Here is a 16,169-nt window from a genome sequence, read left to right as displayed (position 1 = left end):
CGTCCACACACCCCGCAAGACGGGCACTGCCACGTCCCGGAACAAGAAGTCGACCACTCCTCGCCCACGCCGCACAGGTTAAAGATCAAGCTAGAACCCCAGGTAGAAGTGGCGCAGCTTGTCGTCCTCGGCCACGCACGGCATCCCGGCGGCCTCCATCACTCGGTGGGAGGCGGGGTTGTCGCGGTCGGCGTCCCCCTTCACGCCTTCGGCGCCGGCCTGCCGGGCCAGTTCGAGGAGCGCCCGCAGGGCCTCGGAGGCGTATCCCTTCCCGCGCTCCCCGGGCGCGAGGCCGTACCCGACGGTCGCGACCCCGAGCTCGTCCGGCGGCCCGTGGAACCCGATCCCGCCGACGGCGACCCCCGTGTCCCGGAGCCGTATCTCGTACGTGCGGAACACCCCCGGATCGCCCCGCTCGGCGACCCCGCGCAGGAACCCGGTGTTGGCGCGGACATCCCCGTCCGAGGGATACCCCTCCGACCACAGGTCCTCGTCCCCGGGTACCCGGGCGACGACGCGCTCGGCCTCCGCGACGCTCAACGGATGCAACAGAAGCCGCTCGGTGGCGACAGAAGTGATCTTCACGGGTGCAGTCTGAGCCGCCGTCGCCCCCCGAGCAACGCTTTTCCCTCCGGCCCCCGGAGGTCGGTGCCCCCCGGAGGTCGGTGCCCGCGGGCAGGGTCGAGGGAGCAGGAGCGCTCCCTCGACCCGGACCCGCTCCGGACCGTCTCGTTCCGGCCTTCGCCTACAGCACCGGGAGGTTCTTGCGGAGTTCGAAGGCGGTGACCTCGCTCCGGTACTCCTCCCACTCCTGCTTCTTGTTGCGCAGGAAGAAGTCGAAGACGTGCTCACCGAGCGTCTCCGCGACCAGTTCGCTCTTCTCCATCAGGGCGATCGCCTCGCCGAGGTTCTGCGGGAGCGGCTCGATGCCCATCGCCCGGCGTTCCGCGTCGGAGAGGGCCCAGACGTCGTCGTCGGCGCCGGCCGGGAGTTCGTACCCCTCCTCGATGCCCTTGAGGCCGGCCGCGAGGAGGACCGCGTACGTCAGGTAGGGGTTGGCGCCCGAGTCGATCGAGCGGACCTCGACGCGCGACGAGCCCGTCTTGCCCGGCTTGTACATGGGGACGCGGATCAGGGCCGAGCGGTTGTTGTGGCCCCAGCAGATGTACGAGGGGGCCTCGCCGCCCGAGCCGGCCGTGCGGGACGAGCCGCCCCAGATGCGCTTGTACGAGTTGACCCACTGGTTGGTGACGGCCGAGATCTCGCCCGCGTGCTTCAGGAGGCCCGCGATGAAGGAGCGGCCCACCTTGGAGAGCTGGTACTCGGCGCCCGACTCGTAGAAGGCGTTCCGGTCACCCTCGAAGAGCGACAGGTGGGTGTGCATGCCCGAGCCCGGGTAGTCGGAGAACGGCTTCGGCATGAAGGTGGCCTGGACGCCCTGTTCGAGCGCGACCTGCTTCATGACCAGGCGGAAGGTCATGATGTTGTCGGCCGTGGACAGGGCGTCCGCGTAGCGGAGGTCGATCTCCTGCTGGCCCGGCGCGCCCTCGTGGTGGGAGAACTCCACCGAGATGCCCATCGATTCGAGCATCGTGATCGCCTGGCGGCGGAAGTCCATGCCGACGTTCTGCGGGGTGTGGTCGAAATAGCCCGAGTTGTCGGCCGGGGTGGGCCGCGTGCCGTCGAGCGGCTTGTCCTTCAGGAGGAAGAACTCGATCTCGGGGTGGGTGTAGAAGGTGAAGCCGAGGTCGGAGGTCTTCGCCAGCGCCCTCTTGAGGACGTAGCGCGGGTCCGCGAAGGACGGCGAGCCGTCCGGCATCAGGATGTCGCAGAACATCCGGGCCGTGCCCGGGGCCTCGGCGCGCCACGGCAGGATCTGGAAGGTGCCCGGATCCGGCTTGGCGATCATGTCCGATTCGTATACGCGGGCGAAACCCTCGATCGCCGAGCCGTCGAAGCCGATGCCCTCGTCGAAGGCCTGCTCAAGCTCGGCGGGCGCCACGGCCACCGACTTGAGGAAGCCCAGTACATCAGTGAACCACAGGCGCACGAAGCGGATGTCGCGCTCCTCAAGCGTACGGAGCACAAATTCCTGCTGCTTGTCCATTTCCACACCCATCCTCGCTGGTCAGGCCGCCTGCTCCCACCGCCTCCGGTGCATCGGGGGGCACCTGAGCATCCCACCACATGGTTTCGCGCACGTTGCGTACCCATAGTGCCTGCTCGGGTGTGACGCAGGTAACGGGAGGAGGGGGATTCGGGGGTGTCGTGGGTGTTCGTCGGTACGCGGCCGGTACCCAGGGGTACCCCGGCCGGTACTCAGGGGTACCCCGGCCGGTACTCAGGGGTACCCCGGCCGGTACTCAGGGGTACCCCGGCCGGTACTCAGGGGTACCCCGGCCGGTACCCAGGGGTACCCCGTTCGGCCCACAGAGGGCCCGCGCCCACTACGATCTGCGCCCATGGGGGCCCCGCGGCTCGTACGCCTGTTCCGACACGCGCGTCCCATGGCACTGGTGAGTGCCGTGGCGACGCTCCTCGCCGCGCTCTTCGTCTGCCTGGGGACCGGGCCGGGGACCGACCCCCATCACGAGGCGGCGGCGTCGGCGACCCACGGCGCGCGGACCTCGGCGGTGGCGGCCGTGGGCGAGTACGTCTGCCCGTACGACCGCGGCGGCTGCTCGCTCGTCCCCTCCCTCTCCCCCGCGGTGCTCAGCGCGCCCCCGCTCGACCCCCCGCTCCACGCGGAGGACCGGCTCCCGCGCCTCGACCCGCCCTCCGGTGACAGCCCGGCGCGCCGTTCCGGCATCCGGGCGCGCGCGCCTGACCTGCACGTCCTTCAAGTTCTCCGGACATAGCGGCGGCGGGCCTCCCGCCCCCTCCCCGTATGTCCCGCTCCGAACTCCACCCCATCCCTGACGAAGGACGACATCACCATGGCCGCCAACCGCTCCGCCAACGCCGACCGCCGCGCCCGAATAGAGGAGATGCGCCGCGCCGAGCAGGCCCGTGAGCGCCGCAACCGTCTGATCACGATCGGCGTCTCGGGAGTCGTCGTCCTGGGCCTCGTCGGCTTCGGCAGCTTCGTGCTGCTGAAGAAGTCCGACGAGCAGGACGCGAAGGAGGCCGCCGCCAAGGCCCCCATCAAGGCCGAGCAGACCTGGGACGCGAAGAAGCTCGGCCGCAACCACGTCGAGACCGCCGTGAAGTACGACATGAAGCCGCCGGTCGGCGGTGACCACCACCCGGTCTGGATGAACTGCGACGGCGTGGTCTACGACAAGGCGATCAACGACGTGAACGCCGTGCACTCGCTGGAGCACGGCGCCGTCTGGGTGACGTACAGCAAGCAGGCCGACAAGGCCGACGTGGAGAAGCTGGCCACGAAGGTCGGCAAGACCAAGTACACGCTGATGAGCCCCGTGGACGACCAGGCCGGCGCCCTCATGCTGTCCGCCTGGGGCAAGCAGGTGACCGTCGACAGCGCCTCCGACCCGCGGGTCGACGCCTTCTTCACGAAGTACGTCCAGGGCCCGCAGACCCCCGAGCCGGGCGCCGCCTGCACCGGCGGGGTCGGTCAGTGACCCGGTCGGTGAGCGACGAGACCGGCGCGGCCGGGGAGACCGGCGCGGACCAGGAGTTCGGCGCGGGCGAGGAGTTCGGCGCGGACGAGGCGTTCGTGCCCTCCGTGCGGCGCGGGCCCGGCCGGACGCAGTGGGCCGCGGTCACCGCCGTCGCGCTCGCGCTGCTCTTCGCCGGGGGCGCCGTCACGGTCGCCTCCGCGGAGCGCGACGAGGCGCCGCGTACCCCCGCGACCGACTCCGCGGACGCCGGCTTCGCCCGGGACATGGCCGTCCACCACCAGCAGGCCGTCGAGATGTCGTTCATCGTCCGGGACCGCACCCGGGACGAGTCGGTGCGCCGCCTCGCGTACGACATCGCCAACACCCAGGCCAACCAGCGCGGCATGATGCTCGGCTGGCTGGACCTGTGGGGGCTGCCCAAGCTCCAGTCCGGCGTCGAGCCGATGGCCTGGATGGGGATGGGCGTGGGTACGGCCGACAGCGGGCCGTCGGACGGCGCGCTGATGCCCGGCATGGCGACCGACACGCAGATGGACGCCCTGCGCGAGGCCAGTGGCCGGGACGCCGAGGTCCTGTACCTGAAGCTCATGACCGACCACCACAAGGGCGGGGTCCACATGGCCCAGGGCTGCGTGCAGAAGTGCGCCCCTGGCGTCGAGCGCGACCTCGCCCAGGGGATGGTCGACGCGCAGCGGTCCGAGATCCTTCTGATGGCGGACATGCTCGCCAAGCGCGGCGCCTGAAGCGACGCGGGGGCTGCCCCGCGGTCCGCACGGCCCCCGTGACCCGCTGCGGTCGCGGGGGCCGTGGCGTGCGCCGACAATGAGTGAGCTCGGGGACGTTCGTACGACGACGTTCGACGAAAGGTACGCAGCTCATGACCACGGCGAAGGACATCATGCATCCCGGGGCCCGCTGGATCCCGGCACACGAGACGCTCGACCGCGCCGCGCAGCTGATGCGCGACCTGAACGTGGGCGCGCTGCCCATCGCCGACGAGAACGAACGGCTCTGCGGCATCATCACGGACCGCGACATCGTGGTCGGCTGTGTGGCCATGGGCCACGATCCGGCGAAGATCACCTGCGGTGCGATGGCGAAGGGCACGCCACGCTGGGTCGAGGCGGGCGCCGACGTGGGCGCCGTCCTGGAGGAGATGCAGAGCCACCAGATCCGTCGTCTCCCCGTCATCGAGGGCAAGCGGCTCGTCGGCATGATCAGTGAGGCCGATCTGGCCCAGCATCTGTCGGACGAGCAGATCAAGGCGTTCTGCACGAGCGTCTACGCCGCCGGCTGACCTGACCGCGGCACCGTCCGGGCCACCGCGTCCGGGTGGTCCGGCATCACCGACGGCCCGACCCCTCCCAGGAGGCGTCGGGCCGTCGCGCGTCGGCGGCGTTCCCGGCGGAGGCCGGTGCGGACGTCAGGACGTGCCCGAGGGTTCCCGGTGGTCCGGGTGGACCCAGCTCGGCTTGCGGTACTTGAGGAGCGCGGCCGGGATGACGATGCCGAGGACGAACAGCCCGCCGCCGACGATGAGCAGGTAGCGCCAGAGCGGCTGGCCGCCGAACTGGTCGGGCGGGACGAAGCCGATGACGAGCGCGGCGACCGAGGCGACGAAGCCGATGCCGGCGACCCACTCGACGGCGGGGACGCGGAAGCCGCGTTCGACGTCCGGCCGGCTCCTGCGGAGCTTGACGACGGCCACGAACATCAGCAGGTACGCGATCAGGTAGATCTGCACGGTGATGACGGAGAACATCCAGTACGCGCTGGAGACGTCGTCGCTGAAGGCGTACAGGACGCCGATCAGGGTCGTGACGACGCCCTGCGCGATCATGATGTTCTGCGGGACGCCGTTCCTGTTGAGCCTCTGCAGCGCGGGCGGCAGGTAGCCCTCCTGCCGGGAGAGCAGGACGAGCCCCTTCGCGGGTCCGGCGAGCCAGGTGAGCATGCCGCCGAGGGCCGCGCAGACCAGCATGACGCCGACGACCTTCGTCATCCAGCCGATGGAGAAGTGGTCGAAGAAGGCCTGGAAGGCCTGCATGAGACCGGCGGTCAGGCTGAGCTGCGCCGAGGGCATGACCCAGGCGATGGCGAGGGCCGGAAGGATGAAGATCAGCAGGACCAGGCCGGTCGCCAGGAACATCGACTTCGGGTACTCGCGCTTGGGCTCGCGCAGCGAGGAGACGTGGACGCCGTTCATCTCCATGCCCGCGTAGGACAGGAAGTTGTTGACGATGAGGACCAGGCTCGCGAGGCCGGTCCACGGCGGGAGCCAGTGGTCGGCGCTCATGGGCTGCGCCGAGGGGTTGCCCTGGCCGAGGAAGACCATGCCGAGGAGGACGAGCAGCACGCCGGGGATGAGGGTGCCGATGATCAGGCCGAAGGAGGAGAGGCCGGCGATCGTCTTCGTCCCGCGCGAGGAGATCCAGACCCCGCTCCAGTAGACGACGACGATGACGATCGCGACGTAGACGCCGTTCTCGGCGAGGGAGGGATCGATGACGTACGCGAAGGTCGAGGCGACGTACGCGAGCAGGCTCGGGTAGTACGCGATGGTCATCGCGAACTGGCACCAGACCGCGAGGAAGCCCAGCGGCTTGCCCAGGGCCTCGCTGACCCAGCGGTAGATGCCGCCCGACCAGCCGGAGGCGAGCTCGGCGCCGACGAGGGCGGTGGGGAGCAGGAAGACGATGGCCGGGAGCAGGTAGAGGAAGATCGCGGCGAGGCCGTAGATGGCCATCGACGGTGAGGGCCGGAGGCTCGCGACGGACGCGGTGGTCATGAAGGCGAGCGTCAGCCACGAGATGAACTGCCGCTTGGTGCCGTCGTCCTGGCCCGTCGCCGTGTCGCCGGCGGAGGGGCGTGCCGACTCTGCCGGGTCGTCAGTGGTCGTCATGGGCCCATGATCAGCGGGGCGGGGCCGGGCCGCATGTCGAGCGGGGGGGCGCCGCCTGGCGGGTGGCATGGCCGGCTCGGGGGGAGCTCCGGGTGTGGTCGGGACCTGCCCGGGCGTGGGTGGGACCTGCCCGGGCGTGGGTGGGACCTGCCCGGGCGTTTTTCGGGACATCGCGTCGGTGTGACGATTACACTGGCCGGGTGCCTCAACTACGCCTCGCCCTGAATCAGATCGACTCGACCGTCGGAGACATCGCCGGGAACGCCGAGGCGATCGTCCACTGGACCCGGCACGCCGCCGGACAGGGCGCGCATCTCGTCGCGTTCCCCGAGATGGCGCTGACCGGCTACCCCGTCGAGGACCTGGCCCTTCGGCCCTCCTTCGTCGAGGCCTCCCGGGAGGCCCTGCGCGGGCTCGCCCGGCGGCTCGCGGACGAGGGCTTCGGCGAGCTGCCGGTCGTCGTCGGCTACCTCGACCGCTCCGAGCAGGCCGAGCCGAGGCTCGGCAGGCCCGCAGGGTCGCCCGAGAACGCCGCCGCCGTGCTGCACCGGGGCGAGGTGGCGCTGCGCTTCGCCAAGCACCACCTCCCCAACTACGGCGTCTTCGACGAGTACCGCTACTTCGTCCAGGGCGACACGATGCCGGTCGTCCGCGTCCACGGCGTCGACGTGGCCCTGGCGATCTGCGAGGACCTCTGGCAGGAGGGCGGCCGCGTCCCGGCGGCGCGCTCCGCGCGGGCCGGGCTGCTCCTGTCGGTCAACGCCTCGCCGTACGAGCGGAACAAGGACGACACACGGCTCGAACTGGTCCGCAGGCGGGCCCGGGAGGCCGGCTGCGTCACCGCGTACCTGGCGTCGACCGGCGGCCAGGACGAGCTGGTCTTCGACGGCGACTCGATCGTCGTGGACGCGGCGGGCGAAGTGATCGCCCGCGCCCCGCAGTTCGTCGAGGGCAGTGTGATCGTCGACCTGGAGCTGCCGGCGGCCGACCCCGAGGCCCCTGAGGGGGTCGTCGGCGACGTCGACGGGTTGCGGATCGACCGGGTCGTGCTCTCCGAGAAGCCACTGCCCGCGTACGAGCCGGAGCTCGCGGGCGGGTACGCGCACCGGCTCGACGACGACGAGGAGATCTACTCCGCCCTGGTCGTGGGGCTGCGCGCGTACGTCGCGAAGAACGGTTTCCGCTCGGTCCTGATCGGGCTGTCCGGCGGCATCGACTCGGCGCTCGTCGCCGCGATCGCCTGCGACGCGGTCGGCGCGGGGAACGTGTACGGGGTGTCGATGCCCTCCAAGTACTCCTCCGACCACTCGCGCGGCGACGCCGCCGAGCTGGCCCGGCGCACCGGCCTGAACTACCGCACGGTGTCGATCGAGCCGATGTTCGACGCGTACATGGCGTCGCTGGGTCTCACCGGCCTCGCCGAGGAGAACCTCCAGTCCCGACTGCGCGGCACGACGCTGATGGCGATCTCCAACCAGGAGGGGCACATCGTCCTCGCGCCGGGCAACAAGTCCGAGCTGGCGGTGGGCTACTCGACGCTGTACGGCGACTCCGTCGGCGCGTTCGGGCCCATCAAGGACGTCTACAAGTCGACCGTCTTCCGGCTCGCGCGCTGGCGCAACCGCGCCGCCGAGGAGCGCGGCATGACCCCGCCGATCCCGGAGAGCTCGATCGCCAAGCCGCCCAGCGCCGAGCTGCGCCCCGGCCAGGTAGACACGGACTCGCTGCCCGACTACGACGTCCTCGACGGGATCCTCTCGCTGTACGTGGACGCGGACCGGGGCAAGGACGAGATCGTGGCGGCCGGTTTCGACGAGGAGGTCGTCGCGCGCACGCTGCGGATGGTGGACGCGGCGGAGTACAAGCGGCGCCAGTACCCGCCGGGCACCAAGATCTCGGCGAAGGGCTTCGGCAAGGACCGACGGCTGCCGATCACGAACCGCTGGCGGGAGACGACGTCGTCTCGCTGAGAGCCCTGGCGTCGGTGCCGAGGGGGCTTCCCGCCACGACGCGGGAGGCCCCCTCCGCCGTCCCGGGGGCGCGGTCGAGCAGGCCCGCGACCGCCGCGATCGCCAGGCCGATCGCCGTGAGGCCCGCGCCGACGAGGGCCGGGGAGGTCCAGCCCCAGCCGGCGGCTATGGCGGCGCCGCCCGCCCAGGCACCGCCCGCGTTGGCGAGGTTGAAGGCGGAGTGGTTGGAGGCGGAGGCGAGCGTCGGGGCGTCCTTGGCCTTCCGCATGACCAGCATCTGGAGCGGGGTGGTGGTCAGGAAGCCGACCGCGCCGAGCACGACGACCGTGACGAGGGCCAGCCAGGGCACGTGGACGGTGAAGCGGAAGGCGACCAGCGCCAGGACGAGGGCCGCGAGCGAGCCGTACAGGGTCGGGCGGAGCGCCCGGTCCGTCAGCGGACCCGCGGCGAGTGCCCCGCCCGTCATGCCGATGCCGAAGAGCGCCAGGACGATCGTGACGGTGGAGTCGCCGAATCCCATCACCTCGGTCGTCATCGAGGCGAGGTAGGAGTAGACGGCGAAGACGCCCGCGAAGCCGAAGACCGCGGTGAGCAGGCCGAGCAGCACCTGCGGGCGGCCCAGGGCGCGTATCTCGCGGCCCAGCCTTTGTCGCTCGTCCACGGGCACGTGGGGGACGAGGCGGGCGAGCGCGGCCATGGCCACGAGGCCGATGACGGTGACGACGAGGAAGGTGGCCCGCCAGCCGAGGTGCTGGCCGAGCAGGGTCGCGGCCGGTACGCCGAGGATGTTGGCGACGGTCAGGCCGAGGAACATCGTGGCCACCGCCCGCGCCTGCCGGTCCTCGGACACGAGCCGGGCGGCGACGACCGCGCCGACGCCGAAGAACGCCCCGTGCGGGAGTCCGGCGAGGATCCGGCCGCCGACCAGCCAGCCGAAGCCGGGGGCGAGCGCGGAGGCGAGGTTGCCGACGACGAAGAGGGCCATCAGCAGGAGCAGCATCCTCCTGCGCGGGATCCGCGAGCCGAGGGCCGTGAGCAGCGGGGCGCCGACGACCACGCCGATCGCGTACGCGGAGACGAGGTACCCGGCGGTGGGGACCGAGGTGCCGAGGTCGTCGGCGACGTGGGGCAGGAGGCCCATCATCACGAACTCGGTCGTGCCGATGCCGAAGGCGGAGACGGCGAGCGCGAGCAGCGCCAGGGGCATGGGGAGAGCCCTTCCTGAAGGTCCCGAAGATAGTTCTTCGTCGGAACAAAGACTCTCAGGTGGAATCTTCCCCGCGGCTTCCGGGGGATGAAGGGAAGGTTTCGGCCCGGTCTTCGGGCCGGGGCGCCGCGACCCCGGCCATGATCCGCCGGAGCTCAGAGCTTCACGCGGGCGGCGAGCTCAGAGCTTCACGCGGGCGGCGATCGGGAGGTGGTCGCTGTTCGTCTCCGGCAGCGCCCAGGACGACATCGGCTCGACGCCCTTCACCATGATCTGGTCGATCCTGGCCATCGGGAACGAGGCCGGCCAGCTGAAGCCGAAGCCGTCGCCCGCCGCGCCCTGCGTGGAGCGGAGCTGCGAGGTGACGGCGTTGAGCGAGCGGTCGTTCATGGTGCCGTTGAGGTCGCCGAGGAGGACGATCCGCTCATGCTTGTCGTGGGCGATGGCCTCGCCGAGGGCGTTGGCGCTGTTGTCGCGCTGGTTGGCGGTGAAGCCCGCGTTCAGCTTGACCCGGACGGACGGCAGGTGGGCGACGTAGACCGCGACCTCGCCCTTGGGGGTCACCACGTCGGCGCGCATGGCGCGGGTCCAGCCCATCCGGATGTCGACGGGCTGCGCGGCGCGCAGGGGGAACTTGCTCCAGAGGCCGACCGTGCCCTGGACGGAGTGGTACGGGTACGCCTCCGCGAGGCCCCGTTCGTACGTCGGGACCATGTCGCCCTTGAGCTCCTCGAGGGCCAGCACGTCGGCGCCCGAGGCCGCGAGCTCGCGGGCGGTGCCCTCGGGGTCGGGGTTGTCGGCGTTCACGTTGTGGGTGGCGACGGTGAGATCGCCGCCGGGGACGGACTTGTCGGCGACGAGGCCGCCGAAGAGGTTGAGCCAGACCACGGTCGGCAGCAGCAGCGCGATCAGGGCGGTGGCGGAGCGGCGGACCAGGGCGAGGACGAGCAGCAGGGGGACGAGGAGTCCCAGCCAGGGCAGGAAGGTCTCGGTCAGGCTGCCGAGGTTGCCGATCGTGTTGGGGATCTCGGCGTGGAAGACCATGAGGAGGGTCAGCGCCACCGCCGCGGCGGCGATCAGGATGCCCCGGCGCCAGATGCCGGGGTCGCGCCGGAGACCGTCGAGAGCGGTCCGGAACCGGGATCCGGAACCGGGACGGCGCCCGTTCCCGCCGCCGTGCTCGGTCTCCGTCATGTCCACCCGCGCCATCGCACTGTCCTCACTGCTGCCGTGCCGTGCTGCCTTGCCGTCTTGCGTGACCCGGTGCCGACACTAGGCGATCCCGGGACCGTCGTACTCCCCCAGGGACGACACCGGCGCGTGGCGGGTTCCTGCAGGTGACGCGGGCGACAGCCCTGTGACAGAACGCGCACATTCGTACGGGTCGGATCGGGTACGGGATGGATCAGGCGCGGGGCGGAAAGGTGCGGGACGGATCAGGCGCGGGCGGATCAGCTGCGGGGGCGCAGGCCTTCCAGGACCGTGTCGACGATCCGCTCGGCGAGACCGGGCTCCAGTGTGCTGCCGGGGCGGATGACGGTTCGGAGGAGCAGGGGGCCCGTGAAGAGGTCGTTGACCAGCTCGACGTCGAGGTCGTCGCGGATCTCGCCCCGCTCCATCCCGCGCCGGACAGCGTCCAGACCGAGGAGGCGGCGCGGCTCGATCACGGTGCGGTGGTAGGTGTTCCACAGCTTCGGATAGAGCTGCTGCATCTGCGAGAACACGTTTTGAGCTCGATGGCCGCGTCGAAGATCGCCTGCTCGGCGGCCTCGCTCCGCGGCCGCCCGCGCCGTGCGGCACCGGACGGGTTGACGCCGGGCGAGGCCTCGCCGGGGGGCAGCCTCACCGGGTGTCACCTCGCCCTGACCCAATTTCGATACGAGACCGTCTCGTATCGAAAGACCTGGCGGAGGCTTTACGTGCCGCCGCTGCCTTCCGTCCATGCATTGCGCCGGTGTGAACAGCGCCACTCCGGCCCACTTCCCCGCCCGCCCGGCGAAGTGCCACCATGGATGTGGTCCGGGGACGCCGTCAGGGCGCCTCGAGATGACGAAGGAGCCGTTTCCCATGACGCTTCAGGCTGCCCCCACATCACCCGCCGACAGCAGCAAGGCGCTGTACGGCGGCAAGGGCACGCGCCGCATCACCGTCCACGACATCGCCGCCGCCAAGGCCCGCGGCGAGAAGTGGCCCATGCTCACCGCCTACGACGCGATGACCGCCTCCGTCTTCGACGAGGCCGGCATTCCCGTGATCCTCGTCGGCGACTCGATGGGCAACTGTCACCTCGGCTACGAGACCACCGTGCCGGTCACGATGGACGAGATGACGATCCTCTCCGCCGCCGTCGTCCGGGGCACGAAGCGCGCCCTCGTCGTCGGCGACCTGCCCTTCGGCTCGTACCAGGAAGGGCCCGTGCAGGCCCTGCGCAACGCCACCCGGCTGGTCAAGGACGCCGGGGTCGGCGCCATCAAGCTGGAGGGCGGCGAGCGCTCCCTGGCGCAGACCGAGCTGCTCGTGCAGGCCGGCATCCCCGTCATGTCCCACCTCGGCCTCACCCCGCAGTCCGTGAACACCATGGGCTACCGGGTGCAGGGCCGTAGCGACGAGGCCGCCCACCGGCTGCTCAGCGACGCCAAGGCGGCGCAGGACGCGGGAGCCTTCGCGGTCGTGCTCGAACTCGTACCGGCCGAGCTGGCCGCCGAGGTCACCCGCTCGCTGCACATCCCGACCATCGGGATCGGCGCGGGCGCCGGCACCGACGCGCAGGTCCTCGTCTGGACCGACATGGCCGGTCTGACCGGCGGCAAGGTCCCGCGCTTCACCAAGCAGTACGCCAACCTCCGCGAGACCCTCGGCGACGCCGCGCGCGCCTTCGCGGAGGACGTCTCCGGCGGGGCGTTCCCCGCCGAGGAGCACACCTTCCACTAGATCCACCGGGTCCAACGGGTCCAACGGGTCCGCGGGATCCAGTGGACCCACAGGATCAGAGGACCCACAGGATCCAGAGCACTCCCCCGGAGCCACTGCGGCACCTCCGACAGCCCGCCGACATCCCCCATCGGCGGGCTGTCGGTCATCTGTCGGGGGATTGTCGGTGGCGGCTGGTGTAGTGGCTGCCATGACGCGATCACACACCAACGCCGTCGAGGTCCGGGGCCTCGTGAAGCACTTCGGCGCGACGAAGGCCCTCGACGGGGTCGACCTGGACGTCCGGGAGGGCACCGTCCTCGGGGTCCTCGGGCCGAACGGCGCCGGCAAGACCACCCTCGTCCGCTGCCTGTCCACCCTCCTCGTCCCGGACGCCGGAACCGCCACGGTCGCCGGCTACGACGTGGTGAAGCACCCCCGCCAGCTGCGCCGCACCATAGGGCTCACCGGCCAGTACGCCTCGGTCGACGAGAAGCTCTCCGGCTGGGAGAACCTCTACATGATCGGGCGGCTGCTCGACCTGTCCCGGCAGGACGCCCGCCGCCGGTCCGACGAGATGCTGGAGCGCTTCTCCCTGACCGACGCCGCCAAGCGGCCCGCGATGACCTACTCCGGCGGCATGCGACGCCGGCTCGACCTCGCCGCCTCGATGATCGGACAGCCCTCCGTCCTCTACCTGGACGAGCCGACGACCGGTCTCGACCCGCGCACCCGCAACGAGGTGTGGGACGAGGTGCAGCGGATGGTCTCCGAGGGCGTCACCGTCCTGCTGACCACCCAGTACATGGAGGAGGCGGAGCAGCTCGCGAGCGAGCTGACCGTCATCGACAAGGGCAGGGTCATCGCCAAGGGCGGGGTCGACGAGCTCAAGGCGAAGGTCGGCGGCCGGACCCTGAAGATCCGCCCGGTCGACCCGGACCAGCTGTCCGCGATGGCCGCCGCGCTCCGCGAGACCGGTCTCGACGGCGTCGCCGGCTCGACCGTCGTGCCCGACGAGGGCGCGCTGTACGTGCCGATCCTCACCGACCAGCAGCTGACCGCCGTGGTGGCGCTGCTGGGCGCGCGCGGCTTCGGCATCGCCCACATCGGGACCCATCTGCCCAGCCTGGACGAGGTGTTCCTCGCGATCACCGGCCAGAAGACCGACGTGTCCGACGCGATCACCGAGGAGGTCGCCGCATGAGCACGACCACGACCACCACTGTCACCAAGTCCCCCGTCGACGGGCCGAGGACGGCTCCGGCGCGCCCCGCGCCGTCCGCGGAGGGCCGGATCGGGCTGCGGGCCAATCTCCGCCACATCGGCGCGCTGGCCCGCCGCAACGCCCTCCAGATCAAGCAGGACCCGGAGTCGATGTTCGACGCCGTCCTGATGCCGATCATCTTCATCCTGCTGTTCGTGTACGTCTTCGGCGGCGCGATCTCGGGCAAGGGCAACAACGACGTCTACGTCAACTACGTGACGCCCGGCCTGATGGCGATGATGGGCATGAACATCGCCATGGCCGTCGGTGTGGGCATCAACGACGACTTCAAGAAGGGGGTCATGGACCGGTTCCGGACGATGCCGATCGCCCGGTCCTCCGTCCTGATCGCGAAGATCGTCGTCGAGGTCGGCCGGATGCTGATCGCCACCGCGATCCTGCTCGGCATGGGCTTCCTGCTCGGCCTGGAGATCCACACCTCGGTCCTCCACCTCTTCGCCGCCATCGGTCTGTCGATGGTCTTCGGAGCCTCGCTGATGTGGATCTTCATCCTGCTCGGTCTCACCCTCAGCACGGCCCAGGCCGTCCAGGGCATGGCCATGCTCGTCCTGATGCCGCTCCAGTTCGGCTCGTCGATCTTCGCGCCGACGACGTCGATGCCGGGCTGGCTGGAGACCTTCACCGACTACAACCCGCTGTCGAACCTCGCCGACGCCGCCCGGAACCTGATCAACGGCGGTCCGGTCGCCCACTCGGTGTGGATGACCCTCGGCTGGGCGCTGGTCATCACGGTCGTCACGGCGCCGCTCGCGGTCACCAAGTTCCGCAAGAAGACCTGAGCGGCGCCCCGGACACGGGGGTCAGGACTCGGCGCGCTCACTGATCGCGTCGGCGGCGCGGCCGAGCAGGGCGGCGGTCTCTTCCACGGAGAGGCCGTCGCCTTCGGCGTACGCCGCGGCGAACGCGGCCTCGCCGAGGACGGACCGGACGATCTCCGTCGCCCGGGCGAGGTTCTCCTCCTCCAGCGGCGGTGCCAGGTGCCCCGGCGGCACCAGGCCCTCCCGGGCTCCGAGCAGCACCGCGCCCGTCCGCGCCGCCGCCCCGCCGAGCCCGCCCAACGCCCAGGCGGCCGTGGCCAGATGGACCGACGGCATCTGCGGGGCGATCATCATCGACAGTGCGCTGAGGGAACGCTCGTACGCCTGCGCGGCGAGGTCCAGGGCGGAGGCGTACGCCCCGTCCACATTGTCCAGCCAGCCCAGGCTGCCGAGCGTGAAGCCCTCGAAGATGGAGAGGGTCTCGGAGTCGAACTCGTACCGCAGCATGCGGAGGTGCTCCCGGGCCTCGGCGGTCCGGCCGGTGCGGCCGAGCGCCATGCCGAGGAACAGCCGGGCACCGAGCTGGGGTTCGTGGCCCCAGGTCTGGCCGCCCTCCACGATCTCGCGGAGGATCGCCTCCCCCTCGTCGATCCGACCGAGCTGGACGAGGATGTCGGCGTACCGGGCCCGCAGCAGAGCCGTCTGCGACTGGGCACCGATCCGCTCCGCGTAGCCGATGGCGGCCGCGAAGTCCTCGGCCGCGCCCTCGAACTCGAGCCGGCGCTCGCGGGCCTCCCCGCGGGCGGAGAGCGCCTCGGCGGCACCCCAGGCATCTCCGAGGCGGATGAAGAGCTCCAGGCTCTCCTCGGCGTCGACGCCCGCCTCGACGGCCCAGTCGCCCCGGTTGGCGAACATGTTGGCGCGTAGCTGGAGGGCGTTGGCGAGCTCCCAGTCGTAGCCGTGGCGGCGGCAGGCCTCGACGGTCGTGTCGAGGAGTTCGCGGAGCCGGCCGGCCTCGCCGATGAGGAGGACCGCGAAGACGGCGAAGGAGCCGGGCAGTCGGCAGGTCTGCGGCAGACCGGGCTCGTAGACTGCGGTCATCTCGCGGAGCCGGCGCACGCCGTCGGGGCTGGTCCAGCGCCCGGTCTCGTGGTCCATGTTGAGGAGTTCGACGAGGCGCACCCCGCGCCTGGCCTCCCAGCGCTGCTCCTCGGAGAGCGGCGGCGGCGCGGCCGTACACGGCTCGTGGAGGGGGATGACCGGGGCGGTGGGCGGCAGGAACGGGTCGGGTCCGAGGCCGGCGGCGGCCCGGGCCCAGTGCAGGGCGTCGGTGCGCAGGTCACGCATCTGCCAGTACCAGAGCAGGGAGTGGACGAGGACGAGCGCCTCGTCCTCGTCACGGGCGGCGACGGCCCGGCGCAGGGCGGTGCGGAGGTTGCCGTACTCGGTCCCGAACCGGGCGATGGCGGCGACCTGTCCGGCGCCGCGGAGCTCGGGATCGGTACGACGCGCCAGCTCGCGGTAGTACGCCAGATGCCGCCGCTCCGTCGCCG

The 16,169-nt window shown here is 71.1% G+C and carries 14 protein-coding genes and 1 pseudogene; 8 read left to right on the top strand and 7 right to left on the bottom strand.

Annotated elements, in window-relative coordinates; translation table 11 throughout:
- Nucleotides 1-90: 90 nt before the first annotated feature.
- Together ACWFR1_RS38785 and ACWFR1_RS38780 are read right to left on the bottom strand one after the other, a co-directional pair.
- Complete coding sequence (locus ACWFR1_RS38785; protein ID WP_453560429.1) at nucleotides 91-585, bottom strand: GNAT family N-acetyltransferase; 495 nt, start codon at nucleotides 583-585, stop codon at nucleotides 91-93.
- 160 nt (nucleotides 586-745) lie between these two features.
- Nucleotides 746-2,107, bottom strand: a complete 1,362-nt coding sequence (locus tag ACWFR1_RS38780; protein WP_015033133.1) for a glutamine synthetase family protein — start codon at nucleotides 2,105-2,107, stop codon at nucleotides 746-748.
- Nucleotides 2,108-2,507: 400 nt separating this feature from the next.
- On the opposite strand from ACWFR1_RS38780, the gene ACWFR1_RS38775 reads away from it, so the two are divergent.
- From ACWFR1_RS38775 to ACWFR1_RS38760, 4 genes are all read left to right on the top strand, one after another.
- Entirely contained in the window at nucleotides 2,508-2,858 is a 351-nt protein-coding gene (locus ACWFR1_RS38775; protein WP_453560425.1) for a hypothetical protein, read from the top strand.
- A gap of 78 nt (nucleotides 2,859-2,936) precedes the next feature.
- Nucleotides 2,937-3,584, top strand: coding sequence for a DUF3105 domain-containing protein (locus ACWFR1_RS38770; protein WP_453560423.1), 648 nt, complete (start codon nucleotides 2,937-2,939; stop codon nucleotides 3,582-3,584).
- A 104-nt stretch (nucleotides 3,585-3,688) separates the two neighbouring features.
- Nucleotides 3,689-4,327 carry a DUF305 domain-containing protein gene (locus ACWFR1_RS38765; RefSeq protein WP_453560431.1) on the top strand — a complete coding sequence of 213 codons (639 nt, stop codon included), beginning with the start codon at nucleotides 3,689-3,691 and terminating at the stop codon, nucleotides 4,325-4,327.
- Nucleotides 4,328-4,461: 134 nt separating this feature from the next.
- Nucleotides 4,462-4,881 carry a CBS domain-containing protein gene (locus tag ACWFR1_RS38760; protein ID WP_453560421.1) on the top strand — a complete coding sequence of 140 codons (420 nt, stop codon included), beginning with the start codon at nucleotides 4,462-4,464 and terminating at the stop codon, nucleotides 4,879-4,881.
- Between the two features lie 126 nt (nucleotides 4,882-5,007).
- On the opposite strand, the gene ACWFR1_RS38755 is transcribed toward ACWFR1_RS38760, so the two are convergent.
- The gene (locus ACWFR1_RS38755; RefSeq protein WP_453560419.1) at nucleotides 5,008-6,486 is read right to left on the bottom strand and encodes an APC family permease; all 1,479 of its coding nucleotides are present in this window, start codon (nucleotides 6,484-6,486) and stop codon (nucleotides 5,008-5,010) included.
- A 200-nt stretch (nucleotides 6,487-6,686) separates the two neighbouring features.
- Between ACWFR1_RS38755 and ACWFR1_RS38750 the strand changes: the two genes are divergently transcribed.
- Nucleotides 6,687-8,456: an NAD+ synthase gene (locus ACWFR1_RS38750; protein ID WP_453560417.1), complete on the top strand. Its 1,770-nt coding sequence runs from the start codon at nucleotides 6,687-6,689 to the stop codon at nucleotides 8,454-8,456.
- Here the strand turns inward: ACWFR1_RS38750 and ACWFR1_RS38745 are convergent.
- From ACWFR1_RS38745 to ACWFR1_RS38735, 3 genes are all read right to left on the bottom strand, one after another.
- Nucleotides 8,419-9,663, bottom strand: coding sequence for an MFS transporter (locus tag ACWFR1_RS38745; protein WP_453560414.1), 1,245 nt, complete (start codon nucleotides 9,661-9,663; stop codon nucleotides 8,419-8,421). The genes ACWFR1_RS38750 and ACWFR1_RS38745 overlap by 38 nt on opposite strands.
- Nucleotides 9,664-9,843: 180 nt before the next feature.
- Complete coding sequence (locus tag ACWFR1_RS38740; protein ID WP_453560411.1) at nucleotides 9,844-10,872, bottom strand: endonuclease/exonuclease/phosphatase family protein; 1,029 nt, start codon at nucleotides 10,870-10,872, stop codon at nucleotides 9,844-9,846.
- Between the two features lie 242 nt (nucleotides 10,873-11,114).
- Nucleotides 11,115-11,375 (bottom strand): TetR-like C-terminal domain-containing protein, encoded by a 261-nt coding sequence (locus tag ACWFR1_RS38735; protein WP_453560408.1) that lies wholly within the window; start codon nucleotides 11,373-11,375, stop codon nucleotides 11,115-11,117.
- A gap of 355 nt (nucleotides 11,376-11,730) precedes the next feature.
- Here ACWFR1_RS38735 and panB point away from each other — a divergent pair, with 355 nt between their 5' ends.
- From panB to ACWFR1_RS38720, 3 genes are all read left to right on the top strand, one after another.
- The gene (panB, locus tag ACWFR1_RS38730) at nucleotides 11,731-12,594 is read left to right on the top strand and encodes a 3-methyl-2-oxobutanoate hydroxymethyltransferase (protein ID WP_453560405.1); all 864 of its coding nucleotides are present in this window, start codon (nucleotides 11,731-11,733) and stop codon (nucleotides 12,592-12,594) included.
- 190 nt (nucleotides 12,595-12,784) lie between these two features.
- Complete coding sequence (locus tag ACWFR1_RS38725) at nucleotides 12,785-13,777, top strand: ATP-binding cassette domain-containing protein (RefSeq protein ID WP_453560402.1); 993 nt, start codon at nucleotides 12,785-12,787, stop codon at nucleotides 13,775-13,777.
- Nucleotides 13,774-14,637, top strand: coding sequence for an ABC transporter permease (locus tag ACWFR1_RS38720; RefSeq protein WP_453560400.1), 864 nt, complete (start codon nucleotides 13,774-13,776; stop codon nucleotides 14,635-14,637). Before ACWFR1_RS38725 ends, ACWFR1_RS38720 begins: the two co-directional genes overlap by 4 nt.
- A gap of 21 nt (nucleotides 14,638-14,658) precedes the next feature.
- Here ACWFR1_RS38720 and ACWFR1_RS38715 read toward each other — a convergent pair.
- Nucleotides 14,659-16,169 (bottom strand): annotated as a pseudogene (locus tag ACWFR1_RS38715) (AfsR family transcriptional regulator); the annotation flags it as partial.

This window comes from Streptomyces sp. NPDC055103, assembly GCF_053607625.1.
The sequence above is the reverse complement of the archived record's forward strand: the minus strand, read 5'-3'. Positions and strand labels throughout refer to the sequence as shown.